Here is a 24,900-nt window from a genome sequence, read left to right as displayed (position 1 = left end):
ATTGAATTCTACTTTTCACTTGCTAACTTGTCGTGATACATTTTTATATTATCCTGAATTTCCTGATCTAACTCTGGATAATGAAATTCATATTTCTCTAATTCTTCTAAAATAGATTTAGCAACTAAATAACGTGCGGTTTCTTTATTATCGGCAGGAATAATTAACCAAGGCGCATGAGGTTTTGAAGTTTTATTAATCGCTTCTTCATAACAATTTTGATAATCTTCCCAAAGTAGTCTTTCTTTTAAATCGGCTGGAGAAAATTTCCAATTGTGCTTTTCTTTTTCTAAACGACGTAATAATCGTTGACGTTGTTCTTCTTTACTTAAATGCAAAAAGAATTTCAAAATAATAACCCCATTTGAAGCAACATGCTTTTCAAATGCATTAATGCTTTCAAATCTGTTTTCCCAAAATTCTGGAGTAATATCATCAACTTTATCAATACCAGGAATATTTTCATTTACAATATATTCAGGATGAACTCTTGTAATCAATACATTTTCATAGTGTGTTCTATTAAAAACGGAAAATTTTCCTTTTTCGGGCAAAGCCAAATAATGACGCCATAAAAAATCGTGCTCTAGTTCATTAGTATTTGGCGTTTTAAAACTATGTACCACAACTCCACGGGCATTAAATTCTTTAAAAACTTCTCTTATTAAACTGTCTTTTCCTGCAGTATCCATTCCTTGTAGACAAATAAGCACACTATATTTATTATGTGCATACATCATATCTTGAATTTTACTTAGCTTTTCTCTAATTTTTTGTAACTCCTTTTCTTTCTTCTTTTCAGAAGTAGCTACATCAATTAAAGTCGGAAAATCAGCAAGCTTTATTGTACTTGAAACTTTTAGAGAATCTATAGAAATATTTTTCATTTGGCATTGCGTTTGAGTAAATATACTTAATTTTAAAAAAATATTTTAAGGTCGTCCCAACCTTTTTCCAATTTTTAATCTCTATATAAGAAAGCAAAGCATACAATGGATGTAAAAATTATACAAGCTTGTAGAAAACAACAAAGAGAAGGCCAGCGCTTATTATATGAGCAAATGGGTTCTAAGTTGTATTATACCTGCAAGAGATACCTTAAAAAGGAAGAAGATATAGAAGAAGTAATGGCAGATGCTTTTTATACCATCTTTACCAAAATAGAGCAATTAAAAGAAGATTATGCTTTTGAAGCTTGGGCGCGAAAAATAACAGTAAACTTATGTTTATTACAACTGAAGAAAAACATCAACTTCAATTTGTATATTGATGAAGTAAGTTACAGCAACCAACCTTTAGCTGATGAAGTTACCGAACTAGAAGAAGCTGATTTACTAAATTTCTTAAATTATATTCCAGAAGGTTGCCGAACTATTTTCAGTTTATTTGTCATTGAAGGATTCAGCCACAAAGAAATTGCCGAACAACTCGGAATTTCAGAAGGCACTTCAAAATCGCAATTAAATGCTTCAAAAAGCAAATTAAAAGAATTGGTAAACACTTTTTACTATCAAAAAGCAAAATAAGTCATGGGAACAGAAGATACATTATATAACAAAATAAAACACGCAGCTGAAAACGCTGAGCAAAAAGACTTTCCAGGAATGGATAAAATTTGGGCACGTGTAGAAGAAAAATTAGACACTAATGTGGCTAAAAAAGAAACTTCAAACTGGAAAAAAATAGCAGTTGCTGCTTCAATAGTATTGGTTGGAACAATTGGGTATCAATTTTACACAACTACTGAAACAGTAAACAAGACTACAATTGTAAACGAAACTAAAATAGAACCTTTAGAAAGCAATGAAGTTTTAGTAGAAACTCGAGAAAATCAAATTATTAGTTCAGAAGAAGCTGATGTAATTTTGGACAACCAAATCAATAAACCAAGTAGTGAAACTGTAGTAACTACTAATCCTATTAAAAAGAAAACCACAATTTACCCAGAAGAAATCAACATTTTAAATGACGATGAAATTGTGACATATGTAAGAGCTGACAAAAAAGACAAAGTTGCAGTTAAAGAACAAATTGAACTAATTCCGTTTGGAAAAAATCACGAAGAAGAACTAACATCTAGAGGTTATTTTAATGCCGCATCAACCAATAGCCCAAAATATGCAACTGCAAAAGGAATAAAACGTGAGCAATTTGATATTGAAGCTTCAAATGAAACTCCACAAACTAAAAAATCGGCTCCTCTAATAGTTATAGATGGCGAAGCAAGTAACGAAAAAGAACTTCGAAATATTAGCAGTTCGCAATTGGATTCTATCATAGTATTAAAAGAACCATTATATATTATTAACGGCGTTCAATATTCTGAACAAGAACTTTTTGGGCCAAACCCAACAAGTCCTTATGCGCCTCTAACCAAACAAAACATCATTAAAACCGTAATCTTACAAGAAGCAGATGCTGAAAAAGAATATGGTGATAAAGGCAAAAAAGGTGTGGTAATTATAACTACTAAAGACGGTAAACCAAAGAAATAAAACACAATGAAAAAAGTAACACCAATACTATTTATATTTTTTTCAATAACCACTTTGTTTTCTCAAGACAAAAACTCAGGTTGGAAAATTAATGAAAAACAAAAAACATTATTTGTTTTAAACGATGTATTAGTTAATGAAGAAGCGCTAAAAATGGACCCAAAAAACATTGAAAGTGTTACTGTTTTAAAAGGAGATAAAGGAATTCTAAAATATGGAGATAAAGGTCAAAATGGTGTAATTGAAGTCACAACCAAAAACATTTCTAAGAAAGAACTCTCAAAGCTATATCTGCTTTATGCTGAAACCTATTTACCAAATACAAAAGGAAAAATAAATACAATTACAGGAAAAATAGTCGATTGTGAAGAAGTACCAATTAAAGACGCTATAATAATGAACCTAAATGCTAAAACTGTCGCAACTTCTGATAGTTTAGGAAATTATAGCATAGAAGCAAGAAAAAACGATGTTTTACAAATATCAAAAATGGGTTATGAAATTAAAAAAGTTTTAATTACTAATGAAAAAAAACTAGATTTCTCTTTAAAAGCTGTTCCTGTACCTGAAGGTAACATTTATAGAAAACCTGTAATTTATTTATATCCAATTCAAAAAACAGAAATTACTCTAACATTAAATGTTAACGGAAAATTACTTACTACTTTTCCAAAATATGATAAAAACTGGAAAGTAATCGCAGAACCTAGCGGACAACTATTTGATATCAAAACGAAACGTAATTACTCTTCTTTATTTTGGGATGCTGATGTTCAATTACCAGAAGAACATTATCAATACAAAGACGGATTTGTAATTTCTAAAGAAAATTTAACTGCTTTTTTTATTGAAAAACTGGAACATATTGGTTTAAACAACCAAGAAACAAATGAATTTATTCAATTCTGGCTACCCATTTTAGAACAGAATGAATACAACTTTATTCATTTTAGGATAAATGATGCATGTAATGAAATTGCAAAACTAAATGTAAATCCTAAACCTGAAACTTCTATTAGAGTTTACATGGAATATTATGGTTTAGAAGAATTCACCACAATTAATGAACAAATTTTAACAAAAACAGAACGAAAAGGTTTTACACTTGTTGAATGGGGTGGCGCAAAAGTAAAATAGATTTGAGTTTGTAGAAATAAAACAAATCACTACTTTTATTACAAATTCTACTGTCATGAAAAAAATACTTATTGGTCTATTAGTCGTTCTTGTTGCAATTCAATTTTTTCAAATTGATAAAACGAATCCGGTTGCGGATGAAAAACTAGATTTTCTTGTAATGAACAACACATCTCCAGAAATTGCTACGCAAATAAAAGCTTCGTGTTATGATTGTCATTCAAACCAAAGTGTTTATCCTGCATATACTTATGTGCAACCTGTTGGGTGGTTTGTAAAGAATCATATTGAAGAAGGAAAAGAACATTTAAATTTTTCTGAATTTGGAAATTATTCAGCAAAAAAACAAGCGCATAAATTAGAAGAAAGTTATGAAATGATTGAAAAGGGTGAAATGCCGCTATCGAGCTACACTATACTTCATAAAGAAGCCGTTTTAGATGAAGCGCAACAAACTGCTTTAATCAGTTACTTTAAAGAAATTGAAAAAGGAATAAAGAAATAATCTTACAATAAAAAAGCTCCAATTTGGAGCTTTTTTATACTTAAATATCAATTACTTCTTCTCTAATTCTCGCATGCTTTCCATTTTCTTATTGGCTAAGAAACCATTCAAGTCTTCAAAATGTTCTACAACTCTTTTGTCTTTAAATTCGAAAACTTTTGTAGCCAATCCGTCTAAGAAATCTCTATCGTGAGATACTAATATTAATGTTCCGTCAAAATCACGTAACGCATCTTTAATGATGTCTTTCGTTTTCATGTCTAGGTGATTAGAAGGTTCATCCAAAATCAATAAGTTAACGGGTTCTAGCAATAATTTTATCATTGCCAAACGCGTTTTTTCTCCACCAGAAAGTACTTTTACTTTTTTCTGAATATCATCACCTTGGAACATGAACGCTCCTAAAATGTTTTTAATTTGGGTACGAATATCACCAACCGCAATTCTGTCTATGGTTTCAAAAATAGTTCCGTTTTCATCTAATAATGAAGCTTGATTTTGAGCAAAATAACCAATTTGTGCGTTGTGACCAATTTCTACACTACCGCTATTGATTTCAATTTCTTTCATAATCGCCTTAATCATAGTCGATTTTCCTTCTCCATTTTTTCCTACAAAAGCAACTTTTTCTCCTCTTTCAATTACAATGTTAGCGTCTTTAAAAATAACTTTATCACCATAGCTTTTATGCAAATCTTTCACTACAACTGGATATTGACCAGAACGCACTGAAGGTGGAAATTTCAACTTTAAAGCCGAGTTATCTACTTCATCCACTTCAATTGGAACAATTTTTTCCAACATTTTTACTCTAGATTGCACCGATTCTGTTTTTGAGAAAGTACCTCTAAAACGATCAATAAAAGCTTGATTTTCTGCAATAAACTTTTGTTGTTCATCGTATGCTTTTTGCTGGTGCACACGTCTGTCTTTTCTTAATTCTAAATAATGAGAATATTTGGCTTTGTAATCATAAATTCTTCCCATTGTAACTTCAATAGTACGATTGGTAATATTATCTACAAATGCTCTATCGTGCGAAATTACCATAACCGCTTTGGCTTGATTAACTAAGAAATCTTCTAACCATTGAATACTGTCCATATCCAAGTGATTGGTTGGCTCATCCAATAGAATCAAATCGGGTTTCTTTAATAAGATTTTTGCCAATTCAATTCGCATTCTCCAACCTCCAGAAAACTCACTTGTAGAACGACTCAAATCTTTACGTTCAAAACCTAAGCCTTTTAATACTTTTTCAACTTCTGCTTCATAGTTAACTTCTTCAATAGCATAGTATTTTTCAGAAAGTTCAGAAACGCGCTCAATCAATTTCATGTATGCATCACTTTCATAATCGGTACGAATCGTTAATTGTTCGTTAATTTCATCAATTTCCTTTTTCATGTCTAAAACCTCAGCAAACGCTTTTGAAGTTTCTTCCATAACCGTACAATCATCATTTGCCAACAAATGCTGAGGCAAATAAGCAATTACAGCTTCTTTTGGTGCCGAAATATTTCCACGAGTGGGTTTATTTTGACCTGCAACAATTTTAAGCAGCGTAGATTTACCTGCTCCATTTTTACCCATTAAGGCAATTTTATCATTTTCATTAATGGCAAAAGTTACTTCACTAAAAAGTGTAGTTCCACCAAATTCTACTGCAATATCGTTTACTGTAATCATTATAAAAAGGTTAAAAGTCTAAAGTTAAAAGTCAAAAGACAATTAACTATTAATTTTGAAGCTGCAAAGATAGTTTAATTTCGAAATGAAGCAATTGCAAAATAAACTACTTTATAATGATTTAACTTATGTTAATTGCTTGCATTCAAATATCTTCTTATCTTTGATTAAATTTAAAAATGAAAAACAAAATGAAAAAAATAGCAGTATTTGCATTTGCAGTAGTACTTTTTACTACTAGCTGTAAAAAAGAAGAACAAACAGAAACAGTTGTTGAACCAACTCCAGAAGTTTCAGGTTTAACAATTATTACAGATTCTACTAAAGTAAGCTGGACTGGTTTTAAAACAACAGAAAAAGTTGCTGTTGCTGGAAGTTTTAAATCAATAGAATTAAAAGATATTAAAACAGGTGAAACACCCGAAGAAGTTTTAGAAGGTGCTGCATTTACAATTCCTGTAAGTAGCTTGTTTACAGATAATGAAGATAGAGATTCAAAATTAAAAACTATATTTTTTGGTGCATTAAAAAACACAGAATTATTATCTGGAATACTTAACTTTAGAGAAGGAAAATGTTACATGACTCTTACAATGAATGATGTAACAAAAGAAATTGCAACAGAATATACTTATGAAAATAAATTATTTACTTTAACTTCTACACTTAATTTAGTAGAATTTGGTGGAGAAAAAGCAATTGCTGCAATTAACGAAGCTTGTTTTGATCTACACAAAGGTAAAGATGGCGTAAGTAAAACTTGGGAGCTTGTAGATATTAAAGGTTCTGTTCTTTTTGAATAAAACTAAAAAATACATTTTATAAAAAAAGCCCTGAAATTTCAGGGCTTTTGTTTTATGTTTTAAAGACTCATTTTATAATCTTCAATAACTTGTTCTGCTAAAGGCAACTCACGCTCTTCAATAAACAACTCAACTGCTAAGCCTGTGTTTCCAAAACCTGCTGTTCTAGCAGCTTGCATATTGTTTTTTACAACTGGAAAAATGTCTATTTCCGCTAATTTTTGTTGCAATCCAATTGCTAAAATTTCACTTCCCGAAAAAATCTTTACTACTGCCATATTTCTATTTTTTTTATTAACTAATCTTCAATTTCTTCATCTTTTTCAATTTCTAAAAAAAGAGGCTCAATCATTATTTTTTCTGAAAGGAACTCTACTTTATCAGTAATTTCATTACAAAAGAAAATTCGTTGTGCTTTACCAATACTTTCAGACATTCTAAGAATAACACTATCATATCTGTTTTTTAATAAAATATCCGCATCATCTACAATAACCATTAAAAGTCGGTTTACATTAAAACCAGCCGTAGAAAACAACATATTTAATTTATTTGGAGTACCAATTAACACATCGACACCCATTGAAATTTGATTTTTATCATCGTCTAAATCACTTTTTTCATGAACACCATAAGCGCTTAGGTTGTTGAATTTTCCTAATTGGTCAAACAAACGCACCATTTCTAATACTTGTTCTTTGTCCTGAACATAAATTAGCGCTCTTGGCGATTCTTCGCCTTCGCTTTTTAACTTTTGTAATACATTGATTACAATTGTTGTTGTTTTACCAGATTTTCTTTCAGATTGAATAATACAGTCTACTCCACTTTTTATAGTAGAAAAAGAATCTCTTTGCAGCTCATTTGCTTCTGTTAATCCATGTAAGATTAACCCCTTTTGTAAGTCTTCGTTTATTTTTTTTAATTTCATTTTTAACACTGTATGCTTTAAGCAATAAACTTTAAGCTAATTTATTTACTTGCGAATAATTTTACATCTTGTTCCGAAATTTCGGTTCCACCAAGAATAATTAAACGCTCAATTACATTTCTTAATTCACGGATATTTCCTGTCCAATCGTATTCTTGCAATAATTGAACTGCCTTTTTAGAAAAGACTTTTTCAACCACTCCTTGCTCTTCCGCAATTTTAGTTGTAAAATGTTCAATTAACACTGGAATATCTTCTCTACGATCATTTAAAGCAGGAACTTTTATTAAAATTACTGCTAAACGATGGTACAAATCTTCGCGAAAACGACCTTCTTCTATTTCTTTTTTTAAGTCCTTATTTGTAGCTGCAATAACACGAACATCTACTTTGATATCTTTATCTGCACCAACACGTTGAATTAAATTTTCTTGTAAAGCACGAAGTACTTTTGCTTGCGCTGGCAAACTCATGTCGCCAATTTCATCTAAGAAAATAGTTCCTTTATGTGCTGCTTCAAACTTACCTGCTCTATCTTTTATTGCCGATGTAAAAGCACCTTTAACATGACCAAATAATTCGCTCTCAATTAATTCAGATGGAATTGCGGCACAATTTACTTCGATTAAAGGATTTGCACTACGGTCACTTTTTTCATGTAATTGATGTGCTACTAGCTCTTTACCTGTTCCATTAGGTCCGGTAATTAAAACCCTGGCGTCTGTTGGGGCAACTTTATCAATCATTGTTTTAATATGATTAATAGCTTCACTATCCCCAATCATTCGATAATTTTTACTGACTTTTTTCTTTAGATTTTTATTTTCAATTACTAATTGTTTTTTATCCAAAGCATTTCGAACTGTGTTTAATAACCTGTTCAAATCTGGTGGTTTAGAAATATAATCAAAAGCTCCTAAACGCATGGTATTTACAGCTGTTTCTAAATCGCCATGACCAGAAATCATAACGATTGGAGTTTCTGGTTTTATTTTTCTAGCAGCTTCTAATACTTCTACTCCATCCATTTTTGGCATTTTAATGTCGCAAAGTACTAAATCATAATCTTCATTTTTGATTTTTTCAATTCCTTGCAAACCATCTTCGGCTTCATCAACTTGATAGGTATCATTTTCTTCAGATAGAATTTTTGTTAAAACTCTTCTAATTGCTGCTTCGTCTTCAATTACTAATATTTTTGGCATTCTAAAATTTTTATTTTTTATAAATTACAAAAACTATGCCTTTGTAATAACATGAATATCTCTTTGTGGAAATGGAATAGAAACTCTATTTGCTCTAAATGCTGCATCAATTCTAAACCTTAAATCACTTTGAATTCCTGGACTATTCATTCCATCATGAACATAAAAATACAATGAAAAGTTTAAAGATGAATCTGCAAAATCTTCAAATAAAACTATTGGTTTAGGTTCTTGAAGTACATCTGGAGCTTCTTCTGCACATCTTAACAAAATTTGTTTTACTAATTGAACATCACTTCCGTAAGCTACTCCAACATTTACTTGTTCTCTATTTGTAAAACTATTTTGTGTCCAATTGAATAATGTATCTAACATAAATTTATGGTTTGGGATAACCATAACTCTATTATTGCGAGTAACTACTCTAGTTGTTCTTAGCTTAATTTCTAAAACTTTTCCAACTCTTCCGTCTACTTCTACAATATCACCTACATGCATTGATTGATCAATAATCATTAATATGCCTGAAATAATATCTTGAAATAATTGTTGCAAAGCAAAACCTAAACCCACTAATAATGCAGCAGAAGCGGTAAGCAAGAAACTCATATTTACACCAGTAGAATGTAGAGTAATTACAATTGCAAACGCAAAAACAATATATCGTACAAATTGAAAAAAGCTAATAAACTTATTTTTATCTTCTAAAGGCAATTTTCTCGTAGCAACAACTCTAATAAACCGTAGCAATGCTGCTGTAATAATTAAAACCAAAAAGAGTATAACAAAAGTACTCACTCTAATATCAACATTATCTGTATCAATTAGTTTGTAATTTAATAACTCTTTTATTGTCTCAATCATATTTTAATACTTTAACCATTTATACAATTCTTTCCATGTAGGTTTTTTTCCATACATTAAAATACCAACACGGTAAATTTTTGCAGCAAACCATACTACAAAGATAAACGTTCCAAACAATAAAACGATAGAAAGTATTAATTGCCACAAAGGCACTCCAAAAGGAATACGCATTAACATTACAATTGGTGATGTTAATGGAATTATAGAAAACACTGTTGCTACTGTTCCGTGTGGATCATTAATTACTGTAAAGAAACCTACATATACACCAAGCATTAATGGCATAATTACAGGCAACATAAATTGTTGAGAGTCAGTTTCAGAATCAACTGCTGCTCCAATAGCAGCATAAAATGAACTATACAAGAAATAACCTCCAATGAAATAAATTACAAAACAAGCTACTAATGTTCCTAATGGTAAATTCCAAATTTCATTAAAATACAATTGAATTTTAGAAATTGCTTCAGTTGATTGAGCAGCTTCCATCATTTCAGGAGTTACACTACTACTTGCGCCCATTTGTATTCCAAAGAAAGATTGCGCTACAAAAAACAAAACGGTTCCTACAATTGCCCAAATTGCAAATTGCAATATTCCAGCCAATGAAGTTCCAATAATTTTCCCCATCATTAACTGAAAAGGTTTAACCGATGAAATAATAATTTCTATAATACGATTGGTTTTCTCTTCAATTACACTTCGCATAACCATATTACCATAAATGATAATAAACATCATGATTAAGTAACCAAACATTCCACCAATACCAACTTTAATTTCGTTTAATCCTTTTAGACTTTCGCCTCCAGAAAATTTTGATAATTTTAAAGTAGAATCGGCTTTGGCTTTATCAATTTTATCAGCATCAAAACCTAATGTTTTTAGTCGTTCAGAAGTTAAAGTAGAATCGACAACTTTTTCAACTTTAGAAATAAATTCTAAGCTTGGACTATCTTCTGAAATATATTCCACTTTATCTAATAATAATTGTAATGAATCTACTTTTGGAATAAAAAGCAAACCTTCATAATTATTGTTAGCCGTATCTTTTGCAACATTTATTGGCATTACAGATAAATCGATATAATGCGTATGCTTAGTGTTTTTGAAATTATTTTTTAATAATCCGCTTTCATCATGAATAGCAATTTCTGTAATTGAATCTTTATTCATGTTAGATAAATATCCAATTAAAAAGGACATTCCAACAAACAAAAGTGGTCCTAAAAAAGTCATTACAATAAAAGACTTATTACGAACTTTCGCTATGAATTCTCTTTTTATAATTAAACTTAAAACGTTCATATATTTTTTATTTTAATTGCGATTTATTTACTAACTGATTGAATAAAAATGTCATTTACACTTGGAATTTTTTCCACAAAATGAGTTACTTGTCCGAAATTGGTTAAAATAGACAACAATTCATTTGAATTAAGATTACCTAGTTCAACTTCTAATTTAATGTCATCATTCAATGATTTAAAATTAGTAGAACCAACCTTAAATTTTTGAGTCAACTGAACCATTAAACCTTCAATATTTTGGGTAATAATTCCCACTTGAAAAGTATTGCTCCTGTATTGTCTTTTAACTTCAGATAATTTACCTTCAATTAATTTATTTGATTGATGAATTAATGCAATATAATCACACATTTCTTCGACACTTTCCATTCTATGCGTTGAAAATATAACCGAAGTACCATTTTTATTTAGCTCAATTATTTCGTCCTTAATTAAATTTGCATTTACAGGATCAAAACCAGAAAATGGTTCATCAAGAATTAATAATTTAGGTTTATGCAAAACAGTTACTACAAACTGAATTTTTTGAGCCATTCCTTTTGAAAGCTCTTGAATTTTTTTATCCCACCAACCTTCTATTTCTAATTTTTCAAACCAATATTTTAATTGTTTTTTTGCCTCTTGGTACGAAAGTCCTTTTAACTGAGCTAAATATAAACATTGTTCGCCTACTTTCATAGATTTATACAATCCTCTTTCTTCTGGCAAATATCCAATATATTGAACATCTTCTGGCATTAATTTCTTACCATCTAAAAATACCTCTCCAGAATCGGGCATTGTAATTTGATTGATGATACGAATTAAAGTCGTTTTTCCAGCTCCATTTGGACCTAATAATCCATAAATACTTCCTTTAGGCACTTCTAAAGAAACATTACTTAATGCATTATAATTACCAAATTGCTTAACTACGTTTTGAACTTTTAAAATAGGATCCATTCTAAAATTTTATATGTGATATAAATTAGTGTGTAAAATAAGTATTCCGTTACAAAAAAACCCACCCTATTTTGCAATAGGATGGGAAAATTGCTATGAAAAAGAAAATTCACTTTTAATATAAAAAAGTGAATTCCAAATGTATATAATTTTATTGAATTATGAAAACATATCTTTTACTTTCTCAAAAAATGATTTATCAGATTTTTCAGGACTTGGAGTAAAGTTTTCATCAGTTATCATTTTTTCAAAAAACTGTTTTTGTTCTTTGTTTAATGTTTTTGGAGTCCAAACATTAACATGAACTAACAAATCACCAGTTCCATAACTGTTAATACTTGGTACACCTTTACCCTTTAATCTTAAAATTTTCCCAGATTGAATTCCTTCATCAAGTTTAATTCTTACTTTTCCAGAAACAGTTTCAATTTCTTTAGAAACTCCTAAAGCAGCTTCAGGGAAACTTACATATAGATCGTAATGTAAATTTTCTCCTTCACGTTTTAAAAATTCGTGTTCTAACTCTTCAATTGCAACAATTAAATCTCCAGAAACACTATTTGAACCTGGTGCTTCATTTCCTTTTCCAGAAACTTTTAACTGCATTCCATCTACAACTCCTGCAGGAATTTTAATTGAAACAGTATCTTCTTGTAAGATCATTCCTTGAGCATCTGCACCTTGAGGTTTGTGGTCCATCATTTGGCCTGCTCCACCACAAGAATGACAAGTAGTTGCAGTTTGCATTCTACCTAAAATGGTATTTGTAACTTTCATTACTTGACCGCTTCCATTACAAGTTGAACAAGTTTTATAAGTTACTCCTTGCGCTTGAACCTTGCGCTTAACTTTAACTTTTTTCTCAACTCCATTAACGATTTCTTCTAAAGTTAACTTTACTTTAATGCGTAAATTACTTCCTTTAACTCGTCTTTGACCGCCGCCAAAACCGCCACCAAAACCGCCACCGCCTCCAAAAGCACTTCCGAAGATATCACCAAATTGACTGAAGATGTCGTCCATATTCATATGTCCGCCACCGCCATAACCACCACCAGCACCTTCAAATGCAGAATGTCCATATTGGTCGTATTTTGCTTTTTTATTAGGGTCGCTTAATATTTCATAAGCTTCGGCTGCTAGTTTAAAGTTTTCTTCTGCAGTTGCATCTCCCGGGTTTTTGTCAGGATGAAACTCAATTGCTTTTTTTCGATATGCTTTCTTAATTTCTGCTGCAGTAGCACTTTTACTAATGCCTAATATTTCGTAAAAATCTTTTTTCATCTTTTAAATTAAATTCATTAAAAAAGGTAAGTACAATTATTGTCCAATAACTACTTTAGGGAAACGAATAATTTTATCTCCTAATTTGTATCCTTTTTCAAGCACATCTACAATTTTACCTTTTAAATCATCTGAAGGGGCAGGAATTTGAGTAATTGCTTCGGCAAAATCTGCATTAAAAACATCACCAACTCTTACCTCAACTTCTTCTAATCCTTTTGAAACTAAAGTGTTTTTAAGTTTTTCATGAATAAGTTCAACTCCTTTCACAATAGCTTCATCTTCAGATTTTGCAATTTGTGTCATAGCTCTGTCAAAATCGTCCATTACGGGCAACATTGCTTGTAAAACTTCTTGATTTGCTGTTTTAAACAAATCCATACGTTCTTTTGCTGTTCTTTTTTTGTAATTTTCAAATTCAGCAAAAAGCCTTAAGTGCTTGTCTTTTTCTTTTGCTAAATCTTCTGCAAGTTGTTCCTCAACAGTTAACTCTGGCTGTTGTGCTTCTTGATTTTCTGAAACATTCTCGTCTTGTACAATTTCTTTTTCCATGTTTTCAGTACTATCTTGACTCATATATTTGCGTATTTTTTTAAACATTTTATTATTTTAAAAGTAATTGCAAATGTATTGCCAAATGTTTAAAAATGTCAAATTGTCAGCACAATTGATTTGAAAAAAAATTCTTTTTTAGAAAAATTAGGAAGTTTTTAAGATATTTTGAAATGTTGATTTTTTAAATTTGTAATTAACATAAAAAAACAACAACTATGAAAAAAAGTATTTTAAGCTTATTTGTATTAGCTACTATTTCTTTAAATGTATCTTGTAAAGGAGAAAAAAACGATAGTGAGGAAGCAGGAGAAGTTGCAACTGCATCTATAGAAAGTACAAACTATACTGTAGATACTCAAAATTCTGTAATTGAATGGACAGGCTCTAAACCATCTGGAAAGCACAATGGAACAATCAATTTAAAGTCGGGAGAATTGGCAGTTAAAAATGACACCATTGAAAGCGGGATGTTTGTTATTGATATGAATTCTATAGTAGTATCTGACTTAGCTGCTGGAGATGGAAAAGAAGATTTAGAAGCTCATTTAAAAGGTACTGGAGACAAAGCAGGAGAAGATCATTTCTTTAATGTAACTAAGTTTCCTGAAGGAACATTTGAAATTGTTAGTATAACAGCAGAAAATGGTAAAGCTAAAATAAATGGAAATTTAACTTTAAAAGGAGTTACAAAACCAGTTGAATTTACTGCAACAACTACTAATAATGGTGATGAAATGACATTAACTTCTGATGCTTTTCTTATAAACAGAACACATTGGAATGTAAATTATGCTTCAAAATCAATTTTTGACGATTTAAAAGATAAGTTTGTAAATGATGATATTGAACTTGTTGTAAAATTGAAAGCAACGAAAAAATAAGAATTAAAATAAAAAACCGCCAATTGGCGGTTTTTTTATTTTAATAAATCATGTAATGCTTTATCTAAAGAAGCATATTTAAATTGGAAATTTTCGTCTAATAGTTTCCTAGAACTTACATGTTGACTAGAGAATAATAATTGATGCATATCACCAAGTATTAATTTCATTACAAACTTTGGAATATTTGGTAAAAATAAAGGCTTACCTAATGTTTTTGCAATTGCTTTAGTTAATTGACTATTTGTTACTGGATAAGGAGAAACTCCATTATAAATCCCTTCTCTTTTATATTGAATGATGTGATAAAAAACAGCTGCTAAATCTTGAATGTGAATCCATGACTGATAATGTTCTCCCGAACCAAAAGCAGCTCCGGTTCCTATTTTAATTGGTTTAACCATTTCTTGTAAAGCTCCACCATTTTTAGAAAGAACTAACCCAATTCTTATTTTAGCAACTAAAATATCTAAGTTTTTAAATTGATTTACTTCTTCCTCCCATTGTTTTACAACATTTCCTAAAAAAGAATTATCAACTTCTAGATCAGTTTCATGATATACTTTAGTAAGACTATCTGGATAAATACCTATGGCTGAAGCAGAAACTATTTGACTTACTTGATGATTTATTCTTTCAAGCGTTTTATAAAGCAATTTAGTAGAATCTATTCTACTATTCATAATTTCTTGTTTATAACTATTGGTCCATCTTTTAGCAACAGTTGCTCCCGCTAAATGAACAATAACATCAACATTAGTAAAAGCTTCTTCGTTAATTTCTCCTACTGAAGGGTTCCAAAAAAAACCTTTATAGTTATTTTCATTTGCAATTTTTCCTCGAGAAGTTGTTAGATAATTAACCGAAATACCATTTTGCAATAGTATTTTTATTAATTCATTACCTACTAAACCTGTTGCACCTGTAATTAAGACTTTCATTAGAAATTTGATTTATATCAAAGTTACGAATGAAAATAGTTTAATGAAAGGTAATTAACGTATCTTAACACTTGTTTGAAAATGAGTTATTTTCGAACTTTAATTGTCCACTCAAATTGCATTTCTGAAACCTGAATTCCTTCTTCATTTAAACCTGTAGAAGTTAACCAAACCGTTTGCCCTTCCATTGTATCAATTGCTTTTTGGATCGTTTCCTTAATTAAATGTCCTTGATTACAAGTAAAAGTAATTCTGCCAGTTGCTTTTTTTGTAAAAGTAGATTTATTATTAGCGACTAACATTGAAATACTTTTTCCGCTTTTTTTAATTTGCATCATCATTAATGCTCCTGTTGTAAACTCAGCAGCCATAGCTTGTACAGCAAAATACATTGAATTAAATGGGTTTTGATTAAACCACCTGTGCTTAACTGTTGCTTCACATTTTTCTTCCGTAATTGATTTTACTCTAACTCCGCTCCAAAAAGCAGATGGAAGTTTAAAAAATACAAAAGCGTTTAATTTTGAAGGAGTGAATTTCATAATTATGATTTTTTTGTAAATATATTAAAAAATAGTATGCATGCCTACTATTTTTATTTATGTTAATTTTTTGTTAAATTTAAGTACTATGCGTTACATAATACCTTTTTTTAGACATATATTTGTATAAGAAATTAATAGTTATAGTATAATTATGGAAACATCAAACGAAAAAAGCACCGCAACATTGATACATTTATCATCATTATGTCAATACATTATACCTTTTAGTGGTATTATTTTACCATTACTAATTTGGTCATCTAAAAAAAATGATTCCACTTTTATTGATCATAACGGAAAACAAGCCATAAATTTTCAATTAAGTGTATTTTTATATTCAATTGTATTTTTAATTATTGCTGTACCTACATTTATATTATGGTTAATCCATACAATAGATTTATCAAGAATTAATGAGCAAGAAGTTTATTTAAATGACATTCTAACTCATCATAATATAACTGGTTATGTCATTTTAGGCTTTACAGCAATTTTATTATTATTCTTTGTTAAGATTGGTGAATTTTTCTTAATCATTTATGCTTCAGCAAAATCATCAAACGGAGAATACTATAAATATCCATTAACAATACCATTTATCAAGTAAATTAAAATATCATCAAATCAATCAACAATCAAAAAATGAACAGTTTAATTAAAAAAATCAAAAAGCATTATGAACATTGAAAACACAAAAGCTCAAATGAGAAAAGGTGTTTTAGAGTTTTGCATTTTATCGGTCTTAAAAGAAAAAGATGCTTACACTTCTGAAATACTAGAAACTCTAAAAGAAGCGAAACTACTCGTTGTAGAAGGAACAGTTTATCCTTTATTAACACGATTAAAAAACGACGGATTATTAAGCTATCGCTGGGAAGAATCTACATCTGGGCCACCTCGTAAATACTACGGGTTAACAGATGAAGGAAAAGAATTTTTATTAGAATTAAATACAACGTGGACAGAATTATCTGATGCGGTTAACATTATAACAAGTCAAAACTAAAAGTCATGAACAAAACAATAAGTATAAATTTAGGAGGTTATTTCTTTCATATAGATGAAGATGCCTATCAAAAGTTATCAAGATACTTTGATGCTGTAAAACGTTCACTTTCACCAGACGGAAGAGATGAAATTGTTAAAGACATTGAAAGTAGAATCGCAGAACTTTTTCAAGAGCGTTTACAAAACGAAAAACAAGTAGTTGGAATTAAAGAAATCGATGAAGTTATTTCTATAATGGGACAACCAGAAGATTATAAAATTGATGAAGACTCAACTTCAAGTTTTAATTCAGATTATTCAAACAACAGAACCTATACTAATACAAAAAAATTATATAGAGATAGAGATAATTCAATGTTAGGTGGAGTTTTAGCTGGTCTTGGTCATTATTTTGGAATTGATCCATTATGGTTGAGAATAATTATGGTAATTTTATTCTTTGGTTTTGGTACAGGTTTATTAATCTATATTATCTTATGGATTTTAGTTCCTGAAGCTATTACTAATAATCAAAAACTAGAAATGAAAGGTGAACCCATAAACATTTCTAATATTGAAAAAAAAGTAAAAGAAGGTTTTGATGATATTACTGGAAAAATAAACAATATAGATCATCAAAAAATTGCAAACACAGCAAAATCGGGCGCAAACCAAGTTGCTTCAACAATTGGCGATTTATTTTTATCCATTTTTAAAGTATTTGCTAAAATTATAGGTGCATTTATGATTTTTATTGCTTCAACATCATTGTTAGCAATTGTAATTGGTTCATTAATAATGATTTTCTCGTTTTCATTGTCAGAAAAAATAACATTTAACAACTTAAGTTCACCATTTTATAGCGATGTACCATTTTGGTTACAAGGAATTTTATTATTGCTTACCGTAGGAATTCCATTTTTATTCTTAATTGTTTTAGGATTAAAATTATTAGTAAACAACATGAAGCCAATGGCTAATTATGTAAAATATGGTTTAATTGCTATTTGGATTATTGCAGTAGGTTTTACAATATATTTAGGAGTACAACAAGCAAACCAAGTTGGATTTGAAGGGAAAGTGGTTCAAAAAGAATTTTTAAATATTCAGCCTACTGATACACTTTTTATAAAAATGGAAGTAAATGATTTCTATTCTAAAAGCGTAAGCAGAAAAACTTCAAGTAAGTTTACACACGACGAAAATAACAATGAAGTTATTTACTCTACAAATGTGAGATTGCATTTAATGAATACAGATAAAGATGTTCCTTATTTTCAAGTTGAAAAAACTGCCGATGGAAAATCAATTACTGAAGCTAAGAATAGAGCAGAAAAAATAAACTATCATTTTGATATTCAAGGAAATAAAATTAAATTAGACAATTATTTTGTTACCGATTTTAAAAACAAATACAGAGATCAAGAGGTTCATATTTATCTTTATTTACCAAATGGATTTGTAATTTTTCCTGAAGAATCAATAACCGATTATTTAACTTCTAATAATTCAGACATTAGTAAATATTACGGTCCTGAAGGATTCTATTATAAAGTAAACGGAACTGAGATGGATTGTTTAAATTGTTTAAATAATGACAATATTGACATAGAAATTAATGAAGACTCAAACCCTGGTATTTCTACCACTTTATATTATGATAAAAATGGAGTTTTAGTAAAGAAAGTAAGTAATTCTAAAGAAGATATTGATCAAATAAAAAATGAAATCAAAGACGAAATCAAGTCTGAAATTAAAAAAATAAAAGTAGAAATCAACTAAACTAGTTAAACATGAAAACAACAATTAAATTATTCGCTCTATTTATATTAGTAGGTTTTACTTCATGTAAACATAATATAAACTTTGGAAACGGTATTGACGGAAGCGGAAATATAATTTCTGAAAAAAGAAATATCGATCAAAAATTTACTAAAATTTCTGCTAGTTCAGGTGTTGATGTTATAATAGAACAAGGAAGTCCTACTGAAATTGAAGTAGAAACTGATGATAATTTAATTGAATATGTTATTACTAAAGTTGAAAACGGAACTCTAATTGTAAAAATCGATGGAAATATAAATAATATGTCTGCAATTAAAGTTAGAGTTAAGATGCAAACAATTTCAAGTTTAGAATCTTCAAGTGGCTCATCTATAACATCAAAAAATAAATTAAACGGCTCATCTATTGCTTTAAAATCAAGTAGCGGAAGTGAAATTGATGTAGAATTAGAATACGAAAGTGTAAGTTGCGAATCTACAAGCGGAAGTGAAATAAAAGCATCTGGAAAAGCTTTGCGTCTAGAAACACAATCGTCTAGCGGAAGCGAAATAGACGCCAGTAACCTTGCTGTAAATGAAGTTTTCGCACAATCTACAAGTGGAAGTTCAACTACTGTAAATCCAATTGTAAAATTAGATGCAAAAGCATCAAGCGGAAGTTCTATTGACTACATTCAAGAACCTACAAAAATCACAAAAGAAGAAACATCTGGCGGAAGTGTTGATAAAGAATAAATATTAAAATAAGTCTTTTAACAAAGAATTAATAAAAAATTAACAGCAAGAAAAACACTTTTATTTAAATTTACTAATCCAAAAAAAAATCAATCATGATAAAGCTAGTTGTCCAAATAATAGAATTTGTGTTTACTTTTATCATTAACATTATAGAATCTATATTTTAAGTAATACAAAAATCAAACATCAGTAATAACACTGATGTTTTTTTTTATATTTGTCATATAAGTATTTCTCTATTTATTATTCCTAATTAGTTATAAAGTGGAATGATTCTTGAGCTACTATTTAAAAAAACAAATAAAATTTATAATGAAAAAAATTACACTTTTATTTTTAATTGTCTTTACCTGTTCATTAACATTCGGACAAAAGAAAGAAAGAATTAAAGGTTCTAAAATTGTTACTCTTAGTATTAAAAAATTAGAAAACTTTGAAAACATTGATGTTGAAGACAATCTAGAAATATATTTAGTAAAAGCAGATTCTGCATCTTTAGAAATAGAAGCAGATGACAATTTACATGATATTATCAATTACACAATTCTAGGCAACACATTAAGAATAAATTCCTTAAAAGACGTTTACGGAGAAAAGAAATTTTCTGTTAGAATAAACTACACTGATAATTTAAAGCTTATTACTGCAAAACATGATACTAAAATTCATGCTTTAGCAGATATAGAATTAGAAAATATTACGGTTAAAAATTACGACAATTCGCGTTCATTTCTAAATGTAAGATCTAAGTTTTTTGCAATTATGTTAAACGATAAGTCAGAAGCAGAATTAAATATAAAAGCAGATAATACAACTGTAGAAGTTAGCAAGGATGCCGAATTAAAAGCCTTAATTGCTTCGCCAGAAGTGAAGATAGATTTATACCAAAAAGGGAAGGCACAAATAGAAGGTGATGCTTCAATGGCTAAAGTAAGACTTGATAACAGTTCAGATTTAATTGCTAAAAAATTCACTATTTCAAATTTAGATATTACTGTAGAAAGTTATGCTAAAGCAAGTGTAAATGTGGCAAAAAACATTAAAATTTCGGCTGCAGGAAAATCAGAAATTGAGTTATTAGGTGAACCAAAAATTGAAATTGTAAAATTTACCAACAATACGACTTTGTATAAAAAAGAGAAATAAGAATTACTCAGAAATAAACATAAAAAAATCCCGAATTAAATTCGGGATTTTTTTATATAATAATTTAAATTAATCTTTTGAAGCTAAATAGCGTTCTGCATCTAATGCAGCCATACAACCAGTACCAGCAGCAGTAATTGCTTGTCTGTACACATGATCAGCTGCATCACCAGCTACAAAAACACCAGCTACGTTAGTTTTAGAAGTTCCAGGAATATTTTTAATATAACCTGTTGCATCTAAATCAATATAATCTTTAAAAATATCTGTATTTGGTTTATGTCCAATAGCAACAAAAAATCCAGTTGCAGGAATTTCTGTTAATTCGCCAGTAACATTATTTTTTAATCTTACACCAGTAACCACTTGTCCGTCTCCTAAAACCTCATCAGTTTCAGTATTGAACATAATAGTAATGTTTTTTGTTTTTTGAACACGTTCAGCCATAATTTTAGACGCTCTAAATTCGTCTTTTCTTACAACCATAGTAACTTTGGTACATAATTTAGATAAATAGTGTGCTTCTTCACAAGCACTATCTCCTGCTCCAACGATTACAACTTCTTGATTTCTATAAAAGAATCCGTCACAAACTGCACATGCAGAAACTCCACCACCTAATTGTAGGTATTTTTGTTCAGAAGGCAATCCTAAATATTTAGCAGAAGCTCCTGTAGAAATAATTACCGTTTCACAGTGTATTTCTTTAGTGTCGTTAATCCAAACTTTGTGAATATCGCCGCTAAAGTCAACTTTTGTTGCCCAACCATCGCGAACATCTGTTCCAAATCTTTGTGCTTGACTTTGTAATTGAATCATCATTTCTGGTCCTGTAACTCCATCTACATAACCTGGGAAATTTTCTACTTCATTTGTAGTAGTTAATTGACCTCCAGGCTGGGTTCCTTGATATAAAACAGGGTTCATGTTTGCTCTAGCTGCATAAATTGCTGCAGTATAACCTGCAGGACCTGAACCTATAATTAAGCATTTTACTTTCTCTATTGTATCTGACATAATTGTATTGTATTATTTATAAAGTTCAAAAGTAATAAATTTGAAAGTATTGAAGTGTTATATAAATTACAAAAAAATCAATTTAACTATAATTTAATCTTATTACAATTTTTCTTTATAAATATAAAAAAATATACGTTTTTAAAATATTATTTAAAAGTCTGAATTATTTGTATTCATACCCATTAAATTTTAGGCTCTTTTTTTTAGTTTTATTTTTTTCAATATAATTACATTCACCATTTTCATTAATATAATTAGTTGTTTCAGAAATTTTATTTTTTACTAAAATATCAAAAAGTCCATTTGTTTTATTATTAGAAATAATAAGCACTTTTCTTTCATCAACAAATTTACCTTCACAATTTGTATCCCATTCTCCTCCATTATAAGAAATTTCATAATTATTTAAAATCTTTTTTAATTTGTTCTTTGACTGTACAAATAATGAAATTATTTCGTTCTCATAAGGATTTGGCCGAGAACTACCTATAAAATGCAATCTAATTCCAAATGCACGTTCATTTTTTGAAACTTTATAAGGAGCTGTGTCAATTGTAATTTCAGTTAATTGTATTGCATCTGAAATCCAATTATTAGTCTTTGAGCTTTCAAAAAAGTAGCTTTTTATATTTCCACTTTTACTATCAATTATAAGGATATGACTATTCAACTCGAAATACATTTCACCTTCATCAACTATTTCCGGGATCACAATTATTGTTTCGTTTAAATTATTAGGAAAACTTTTAAAAACAACTAATTCAGTTTTAATTTTTGATTTTTTTAAATTTAATTGACCTAAAACAGAATCTAAAAGAGAAGTCTCTTGCGAATAAACACCTATAGTAATAAAGAAAAAAAGTTGTGTGATAATAATTTTCATTTGATACTTTCTTGAATATTTTAAAATTTAATTTTTTCTGCATTAATAGCTCTTTCTTTGAAGTCTAATGTTTCTCCATCACCAGCGACGAAAATACTGTCCATTTTCCATGTGACTTTTATATAATCATCATGCTTGAAGTTTAGTTTTTTATTCGTTTCCCATTCCCAATTATAAACTAAAGATACTGATTTCCCTTTCTTTTTTCCCAGCAACAATTTATAATCATAATCATCATTGTAAGATGAAAATTGAATTGTATCGACATAAACTTTGTTTAATAAAATGTCTTTTTTTGGCCTTATAACACTTGTGAATTCAGTTTTAATTGGATTAAGTTCACCATTTTTGTTAATATGAAATTTTGAAACTTCAATTTTAGTTTCTTCCAAATAAAATTCGTCACTAATTGTAATGCTCTCCTTTTCTATTTTAGACTTTTTTTTGGAAATACTTTCTGCAATTTCATCATAAGCAATAATTTTAAAATCAATCAAATTTTCATTTGAACTATCGTAATTGATTAAAACTGTTTCCAATTCATGTTCTCCTTTAAAAACATTTATTACAATGGTATAAAATTCTTTAGATAAATTTATTTTATAAGATGGACTTACTTTGAAATGAGTATTTTCTTCAAAAAAATTTGGATAAATTGCTTCAATTTGTAACGATTTTAATTGTTCCGCATTAAAAACCTTATTATCATTTATATTATCAAAAGAAGTTGTATCTATAATTGGCAATTGTTTTAACGGAAGACTTTGCCATATTTCACTTAATTTATTTGGTGAGATAATTTTTTCTGTCAAATTTTCAGTCAGCTTTTCAATATCTACTTTTTGAGAATTGATGTTTTTATTTTTCACATTAGAATTACAAGCAACAAAAACAAGGCTTGAAATTAAAAATACTATAAGGAGTTTGCTTTTCATTTATTTACATAAATTAATTAATGTATCTGTTTTAATAATTTTCCAACCATTATAATAATCTATTGTTCCAAAATAATTAATTGTATCATCCTTACAAAATTTTAAATTAAATGATGCGATGTGATAATTTGTGTACATGTCTAAAACTTCAACACTAAATCCTCCAGGATCTTCTTCATGTTCTATAAAATAATAAGTTCCTGCATCACCAAAAGGAATAAACATTGAACCTTTGGAATATTCATAAAAATCAATAGTGTATTTCAATTCTACAATTGAATCATTTGGGTTTATTTTTTTATACTTTTCAATTTGGTTAAGAACTTCATTATTCACTTTTTTTAGAACAACTTTTTTCAATTCATTGTGCAATGAATCTTTATGTTCTACTGGATTTTTAACAATGTATAAATTAGATATTGCTTTAGATTGAATAAACTCCATTTTTGTAAAAAACACTTTATTTATAAGTATTAACAAAACCGATACAGCGGCTAAAGTAGCAGTCCCTTTAATTCTTGTTTTGTCTTTCAAAATCCATTTTATTATCTTAAAAATGAAATACAAAAAAAGGAATACAATTAATAAAAGAAAAAGTATTAGTATTACTTCCATATTTTTTTGTGTTTAATCAATAAGGGATACGAAATTCTTCAAAATCTTTAATTTCTGATAGAAGTATTAGTTCATTTATTGCAATTTTACTCCAAGTTTCTTTAAAAACCTCATCTCCGCCAACTGCATTTTCATTAGTATTTTCTCTAATTAATTTCTTTTTGGTTAGAAAGTTAATACTTAGTTCTTTACTTATAACTATTCCTCCACTACTCTCATCATACCCAATTAATTTAAAGTTTGCATCTTGATACCTAAAAGTATAACGCCAAAATCCATATCGTCCATGCGCATAATGAATAATTAAATTTCCTCTTTCTACTTTTACCAAAAGCTCTGGAGGAAAGTAAACACCACCATCTTCATTCTCAGAAAAAAAACAATTATAATTCATTGTTACCAATTGATAACTTTCTTGAGTTTTAAATAAAATGATAATTCCCCTTCGGTTACGGTCAACTTTTTCGTCGAATCTATTTATTACAATATTGTCTTTATTTGTTCCTTTTATAATAAGAATACAATCTTCTTGTCCGTCTTTATTTAAATCCCCAAAAGATTTATCAAAAATAACATAACCTTTAGGAACAAAATCAGTACTATTTTTATGTTGAGCTGTACTACTGAAGTATCCAAAAATTATAAAGGCAGCTATCCAAAAATTATATTTCATATAAATTGTATTAGGTATTTTGTATTGGA

At 29.0% G+C, this 24,900-nt stretch carries 28 protein-coding genes; 11 read left to right on the top strand and 17 right to left on the bottom strand.

What is annotated here, in order from left to right:
- Positions 1–8: 8 nt before the first annotated feature.
- Complete coding sequence (locus tag OLM55_RS06565; protein WP_264558117.1) at positions 9–887, bottom strand: PPK2 family polyphosphate kinase; 879 nt, start codon at positions 885–887, stop codon at positions 9–11.
- Positions 888–992: 105 nt separating this feature from the next.
- Here OLM55_RS06565 and OLM55_RS06560 point away from each other — a divergent pair, with 105 nt between their 5' ends.
- The 4 genes from OLM55_RS06560 to OLM55_RS06545 are packed head-to-tail and all read left to right on the top strand — an operon-like array spanning position 993 to position 4,137.
- Positions 993–1,526, top strand: a complete 534-nt coding sequence (locus tag OLM55_RS06560) for an RNA polymerase sigma factor (protein WP_264558116.1) — start codon at positions 993–995, stop codon at positions 1,524–1,526.
- Between the two features lie 3 nt (positions 1,527–1,529).
- Complete coding sequence (locus tag OLM55_RS06555) at positions 1,530–2,495, top strand: hypothetical protein (RefSeq protein ID WP_264558115.1); 966 nt, start codon at positions 1,530–1,532, stop codon at positions 2,493–2,495.
- Between the two features lie 6 nt (positions 2,496–2,501).
- Entirely contained in the window at positions 2,502–3,632 is a 1,131-nt protein-coding gene (locus OLM55_RS06550) for a hypothetical protein (RefSeq protein ID WP_264558114.1), read from the top strand.
- 55 nt (positions 3,633–3,687) lie between these two features.
- On the top strand, positions 3,688–4,137 hold the full coding sequence (locus OLM55_RS06545) for a heme-binding domain-containing protein (RefSeq protein ID WP_264558113.1): 450 nt from the start codon (positions 3,688–3,690) through the stop codon (positions 4,135–4,137).
- Positions 4,138–4,188: 51 nt separating this feature from the next.
- On the opposite strand, the gene abc-f is transcribed toward OLM55_RS06545, so the two are convergent.
- The gene (gene abc-f, locus OLM55_RS06540; RefSeq protein ID WP_264558112.1) at positions 4,189–5,826 is read right to left on the bottom strand and encodes a ribosomal protection-like ABC-F family protein; all 1,638 of its coding nucleotides are present in this window, start codon (positions 5,824–5,826) and stop codon (positions 4,189–4,191) included.
- Between the two features lie 191 nt (positions 5,827–6,017).
- Between abc-f and OLM55_RS06535 the strand changes: the two genes are divergently transcribed.
- A complete protein-coding gene (locus OLM55_RS06535; protein ID WP_264558111.1) occupies positions 6,018–6,629 on the top strand; it encodes a YceI family protein in 612 nt (203 codons plus the stop codon).
- A 59-nt stretch (positions 6,630–6,688) separates the two neighbouring features.
- Here the strand turns inward: OLM55_RS06535 and OLM55_RS06530 are convergent, their stop codons facing one another.
- The 8 genes from OLM55_RS06530 to OLM55_RS06495 form a co-directional block, all read right to left on the bottom strand.
- Positions 6,689–6,907, bottom strand: a complete 219-nt coding sequence (locus OLM55_RS06530; RefSeq protein ID WP_264558110.1) for a DUF2007 domain-containing protein — start codon at positions 6,905–6,907, stop codon at positions 6,689–6,691.
- Between the two features lie 20 nt (positions 6,908–6,927).
- A complete protein-coding gene (locus OLM55_RS06525) occupies positions 6,928–7,560 on the bottom strand; it encodes a DEAD/DEAH box helicase (RefSeq protein ID WP_264558109.1) in 633 nt (210 codons plus the stop codon).
- 41 nt (positions 7,561–7,601) lie between these two features.
- Positions 7,602–8,765 carry a sigma-54-dependent transcriptional regulator gene (locus OLM55_RS06520; RefSeq protein ID WP_264558108.1) on the bottom strand — a complete coding sequence of 388 codons (1,164 nt, stop codon included), beginning with the start codon at positions 8,763–8,765 and terminating at the stop codon, positions 7,602–7,604.
- Positions 8,766–8,798: 33 nt separating this feature from the next.
- Positions 8,799–9,629 carry a mechanosensitive ion channel family protein gene (locus tag OLM55_RS06515; RefSeq protein WP_264558107.1) on the bottom strand — a complete coding sequence of 277 codons (831 nt, stop codon included), beginning with the start codon at positions 9,627–9,629 and terminating at the stop codon, positions 8,799–8,801.
- A gap of 3 nt (positions 9,630–9,632) precedes the next feature.
- Complete coding sequence (locus OLM55_RS06510) at positions 9,633–10,940, bottom strand: ABC transporter permease (protein ID WP_264558106.1); 1,308 nt, start codon at positions 10,938–10,940, stop codon at positions 9,633–9,635.
- A 23-nt stretch (positions 10,941–10,963) separates the two neighbouring features.
- A complete protein-coding gene (locus OLM55_RS06505; RefSeq protein WP_264558105.1) occupies positions 10,964–11,884 on the bottom strand; it encodes an ABC transporter ATP-binding protein in 921 nt (306 codons plus the stop codon).
- Between the two features lie 159 nt (positions 11,885–12,043).
- The gene (dnaJ, locus tag OLM55_RS06500; protein ID WP_264558104.1) at positions 12,044–13,168 is read right to left on the bottom strand and encodes a molecular chaperone DnaJ; all 1,125 of its coding nucleotides are present in this window, start codon (positions 13,166–13,168) and stop codon (positions 12,044–12,046) included.
- Positions 13,169–13,204: 36 nt separating this feature from the next.
- Positions 13,205–13,768: a nucleotide exchange factor GrpE gene (locus tag OLM55_RS06495; protein ID WP_413614305.1), complete on the bottom strand. Its 564-nt coding sequence runs from the start codon at positions 13,766–13,768 to the stop codon at positions 13,205–13,207.
- Between the two features lie 170 nt (positions 13,769–13,938).
- Here OLM55_RS06495 and OLM55_RS06490 point away from each other — a divergent pair, with 170 nt between their 5' ends.
- Complete coding sequence (locus tag OLM55_RS06490) at positions 13,939–14,604, top strand: YceI family protein (protein WP_264558103.1); 666 nt, start codon at positions 13,939–13,941, stop codon at positions 14,602–14,604.
- A gap of 35 nt (positions 14,605–14,639) precedes the next feature.
- On the opposite strand, the gene OLM55_RS06485 is transcribed toward OLM55_RS06490, so the two are convergent.
- Both OLM55_RS06485 and OLM55_RS06480 read right to left on the bottom strand, forming a co-directional pair.
- Entirely contained in the window at positions 14,640–15,545 is a 906-nt protein-coding gene (locus tag OLM55_RS06485) for a TIGR01777 family oxidoreductase (protein ID WP_264558102.1), read from the bottom strand.
- A gap of 86 nt (positions 15,546–15,631) precedes the next feature.
- Positions 15,632–16,087 carry a DUF4442 domain-containing protein gene (locus tag OLM55_RS06480; protein WP_264558101.1) on the bottom strand — a complete coding sequence of 152 codons (456 nt, stop codon included), beginning with the start codon at positions 16,085–16,087 and terminating at the stop codon, positions 15,632–15,634.
- Between the two features lie 154 nt (positions 16,088–16,241).
- Between OLM55_RS06480 and OLM55_RS06475 the strand changes: the two genes are divergently transcribed.
- From OLM55_RS06475 to OLM55_RS06455, 5 genes are all read left to right on the top strand, one after another.
- On the top strand, positions 16,242–16,697 hold the full coding sequence (locus tag OLM55_RS06475; RefSeq protein ID WP_264558100.1) for a DUF4870 domain-containing protein: 456 nt from the start codon (positions 16,242–16,244) through the stop codon (positions 16,695–16,697).
- 69 nt (positions 16,698–16,766) lie between these two features.
- A complete protein-coding gene (locus OLM55_RS06470) occupies positions 16,767–17,096 on the top strand; it encodes a PadR family transcriptional regulator (protein ID WP_264558099.1) in 330 nt (109 codons plus the stop codon).
- 5 nt (positions 17,097–17,101) lie between these two features.
- Positions 17,102–18,859 (top strand): PspC domain-containing protein, encoded by a 1,758-nt coding sequence (locus OLM55_RS06465; protein WP_264558098.1) that lies wholly within the window; start codon positions 17,102–17,104, stop codon positions 18,857–18,859.
- A gap of 11 nt (positions 18,860–18,870) precedes the next feature.
- Entirely contained in the window at positions 18,871–19,596 is a 726-nt protein-coding gene (locus tag OLM55_RS06460) for a head GIN domain-containing protein (protein WP_264558097.1), read from the top strand.
- A 315-nt stretch (positions 19,597–19,911) separates the two neighbouring features.
- Positions 19,912–20,745 carry a DUF2807 domain-containing protein gene (locus tag OLM55_RS06455; protein ID WP_264558096.1) on the top strand — a complete coding sequence of 278 codons (834 nt, stop codon included), beginning with the start codon at positions 19,912–19,914 and terminating at the stop codon, positions 20,743–20,745.
- Between the two features lie 69 nt (positions 20,746–20,814).
- Here OLM55_RS06455 and trxB read toward each other — a convergent pair whose 3' ends face one another.
- The 5 genes from trxB to OLM55_RS06430 form a co-directional block, all read right to left on the bottom strand.
- The gene (gene trxB / locus OLM55_RS06450) at positions 20,815–21,762 is read right to left on the bottom strand and encodes a thioredoxin-disulfide reductase (protein WP_264558095.1); all 948 of its coding nucleotides are present in this window, start codon (positions 21,760–21,762) and stop codon (positions 20,815–20,817) included.
- Between the two features lie 166 nt (positions 21,763–21,928).
- A complete protein-coding gene (locus OLM55_RS06445) occupies positions 21,929–22,648 on the bottom strand; it encodes a hypothetical protein (RefSeq protein WP_264558094.1) in 720 nt (239 codons plus the stop codon).
- A 20-nt stretch (positions 22,649–22,668) separates the two neighbouring features.
- Positions 22,669–23,583, bottom strand: a complete 915-nt coding sequence (locus OLM55_RS06440; RefSeq protein ID WP_264558093.1) for a hypothetical protein — start codon at positions 23,581–23,583, stop codon at positions 22,669–22,671.
- Positions 23,584–24,198 (bottom strand): hypothetical protein, encoded by a 615-nt coding sequence (locus OLM55_RS06435; protein ID WP_264558092.1) that lies wholly within the window; start codon positions 24,196–24,198, stop codon positions 23,584–23,586.
- Positions 24,199–24,214: 16 nt separating this feature from the next.
- A complete protein-coding gene (locus OLM55_RS06430) occupies positions 24,215–24,871 on the bottom strand; it encodes a hypothetical protein (RefSeq protein WP_264558091.1) in 657 nt (218 codons plus the stop codon).
- Positions 24,872–24,900 lie beyond the last annotated feature (29 nt).

The organism is Flavobacterium sp. N2270 (genome assembly GCF_025947225.1).
Taxonomy (GTDB): Bacteria; Bacteroidota; Bacteroidia; order Flavobacteriales; family Flavobacteriaceae; genus Flavobacterium.
Note: the sequence above shows the minus strand (reverse complement) of the source record. Positions and strands in the feature narration are given on the sequence as shown.

Excerpts from the sequence above, each read along its gene's own strand:
- OLM55_RS06565 (WP_264558117.1), bottom strand. The coding sequence starts at position 887 with ATGAAAAATATTTCTATAGATTCTCTAAAAGTTTCAAGTACAATAAAG.
- OLM55_RS06560 (WP_264558116.1), top strand. The coding sequence starts at position 993 with ATGGATGTAAAAATTATACAAGCTTGTAGAAAACAACAAAGAGAAGGC.
- OLM55_RS06555 (WP_264558115.1), top strand. The coding sequence starts at position 1,530 with ATGGGAACAGAAGATACATTATATAACAAAATAAAACACGCAGCTGAA.
- OLM55_RS06550 (WP_264558114.1), top strand. The coding sequence starts at position 2,502 with ATGAAAAAAGTAACACCAATACTATTTATATTTTTTTCAATAACCACT.
- OLM55_RS06545 (WP_264558113.1), top strand. The coding sequence starts at position 3,688 with ATGAAAAAAATACTTATTGGTCTATTAGTCGTTCTTGTTGCAATTCAA.
- abc-f (WP_264558112.1), bottom strand. The coding sequence starts at position 5,826 with ATGATTACAGTAAACGATATTGCAGTAGAATTTGGTGGAACTACACTT.
- OLM55_RS06535 (WP_264558111.1), top strand. The coding sequence starts at position 6,018 with ATGAAAAAAATAGCAGTATTTGCATTTGCAGTAGTACTTTTTACTACT.
- OLM55_RS06530 (WP_264558110.1), bottom strand. The coding sequence starts at position 6,907 with ATGGCAGTAGTAAAGATTTTTTCGGGAAGTGAAATTTTAGCAATTGGA.
- OLM55_RS06525 (WP_264558109.1), bottom strand. The coding sequence starts at position 7,560 with ATGAAATTAAAAAAAATAAACGAAGACTTACAAAAGGGGTTAATCTTA.
- OLM55_RS06520 (WP_264558108.1), bottom strand. The coding sequence starts at position 8,765 with ATGCCAAAAATATTAGTAATTGAAGACGAAGCAGCAATTAGAAGAGTT.
- OLM55_RS06515 (WP_264558107.1), bottom strand. The coding sequence starts at position 9,629 with ATGATTGAGACAATAAAAGAGTTATTAAATTACAAACTAATTGATACA.
- OLM55_RS06510 (WP_264558106.1), bottom strand. The coding sequence starts at position 10,940 with ATGAACGTTTTAAGTTTAATTATAAAAAGAGAATTCATAGCGAAAGTT.
- OLM55_RS06505 (WP_264558105.1), bottom strand. The coding sequence starts at position 11,884 with ATGGATCCTATTTTAAAAGTTCAAAACGTAGTTAAGCAATTTGGTAAT.
- dnaJ (WP_264558104.1), bottom strand. The coding sequence starts at position 13,168 with ATGAAAAAAGATTTTTACGAAATATTAGGCATTAGTAAAAGTGCTACT.
- OLM55_RS06495 (WP_413614305.1), bottom strand. The coding sequence starts at position 13,768 with ATGTTTAAAAAAATACGCAAATATATGAGTCAAGATAGTACTGAAAAC.
- OLM55_RS06490 (WP_264558103.1), top strand. The coding sequence starts at position 13,939 with ATGAAAAAAAGTATTTTAAGCTTATTTGTATTAGCTACTATTTCTTTA.
- OLM55_RS06485 (WP_264558102.1), bottom strand. The coding sequence starts at position 15,545 with ATGAAAGTCTTAATTACAGGTGCAACAGGTTTAGTAGGTAATGAATTA.
- OLM55_RS06480 (WP_264558101.1), bottom strand. The coding sequence starts at position 16,087 with ATGAAATTCACTCCTTCAAAATTAAACGCTTTTGTATTTTTTAAACTT.
- OLM55_RS06475 (WP_264558100.1), top strand. The coding sequence starts at position 16,242 with ATGGAAACATCAAACGAAAAAAGCACCGCAACATTGATACATTTATCA.
- OLM55_RS06470 (WP_264558099.1), top strand. The coding sequence starts at position 16,767 with ATGAACATTGAAAACACAAAAGCTCAAATGAGAAAAGGTGTTTTAGAG.
- OLM55_RS06465 (WP_264558098.1), top strand. The coding sequence starts at position 17,102 with ATGAACAAAACAATAAGTATAAATTTAGGAGGTTATTTCTTTCATATA.
- OLM55_RS06460 (WP_264558097.1), top strand. The coding sequence starts at position 18,871 with ATGAAAACAACAATTAAATTATTCGCTCTATTTATATTAGTAGGTTTT.
- OLM55_RS06455 (WP_264558096.1), top strand. The coding sequence starts at position 19,912 with ATGAAAAAAATTACACTTTTATTTTTAATTGTCTTTACCTGTTCATTA.
- trxB (WP_264558095.1), bottom strand. The coding sequence starts at position 21,762 with ATGTCAGATACAATAGAGAAAGTAAAATGCTTAATTATAGGTTCAGGT.
- OLM55_RS06445 (WP_264558094.1), bottom strand. The coding sequence starts at position 22,648 with ATGAAAATTATTATCACACAACTTTTTTTCTTTATTACTATAGGTGTT.
- OLM55_RS06440 (WP_264558093.1), bottom strand. The coding sequence starts at position 23,583 with ATGAAAAGCAAACTCCTTATAGTATTTTTAATTTCAAGCCTTGTTTTT.
- OLM55_RS06435 (WP_264558092.1), bottom strand. The coding sequence starts at position 24,198 with ATGGAAGTAATACTAATACTTTTTCTTTTATTAATTGTATTCCTTTTT.
- OLM55_RS06430 (WP_264558091.1), bottom strand. The coding sequence starts at position 24,871 with ATGAAATATAATTTTTGGATAGCTGCCTTTATAATTTTTGGATACTTC.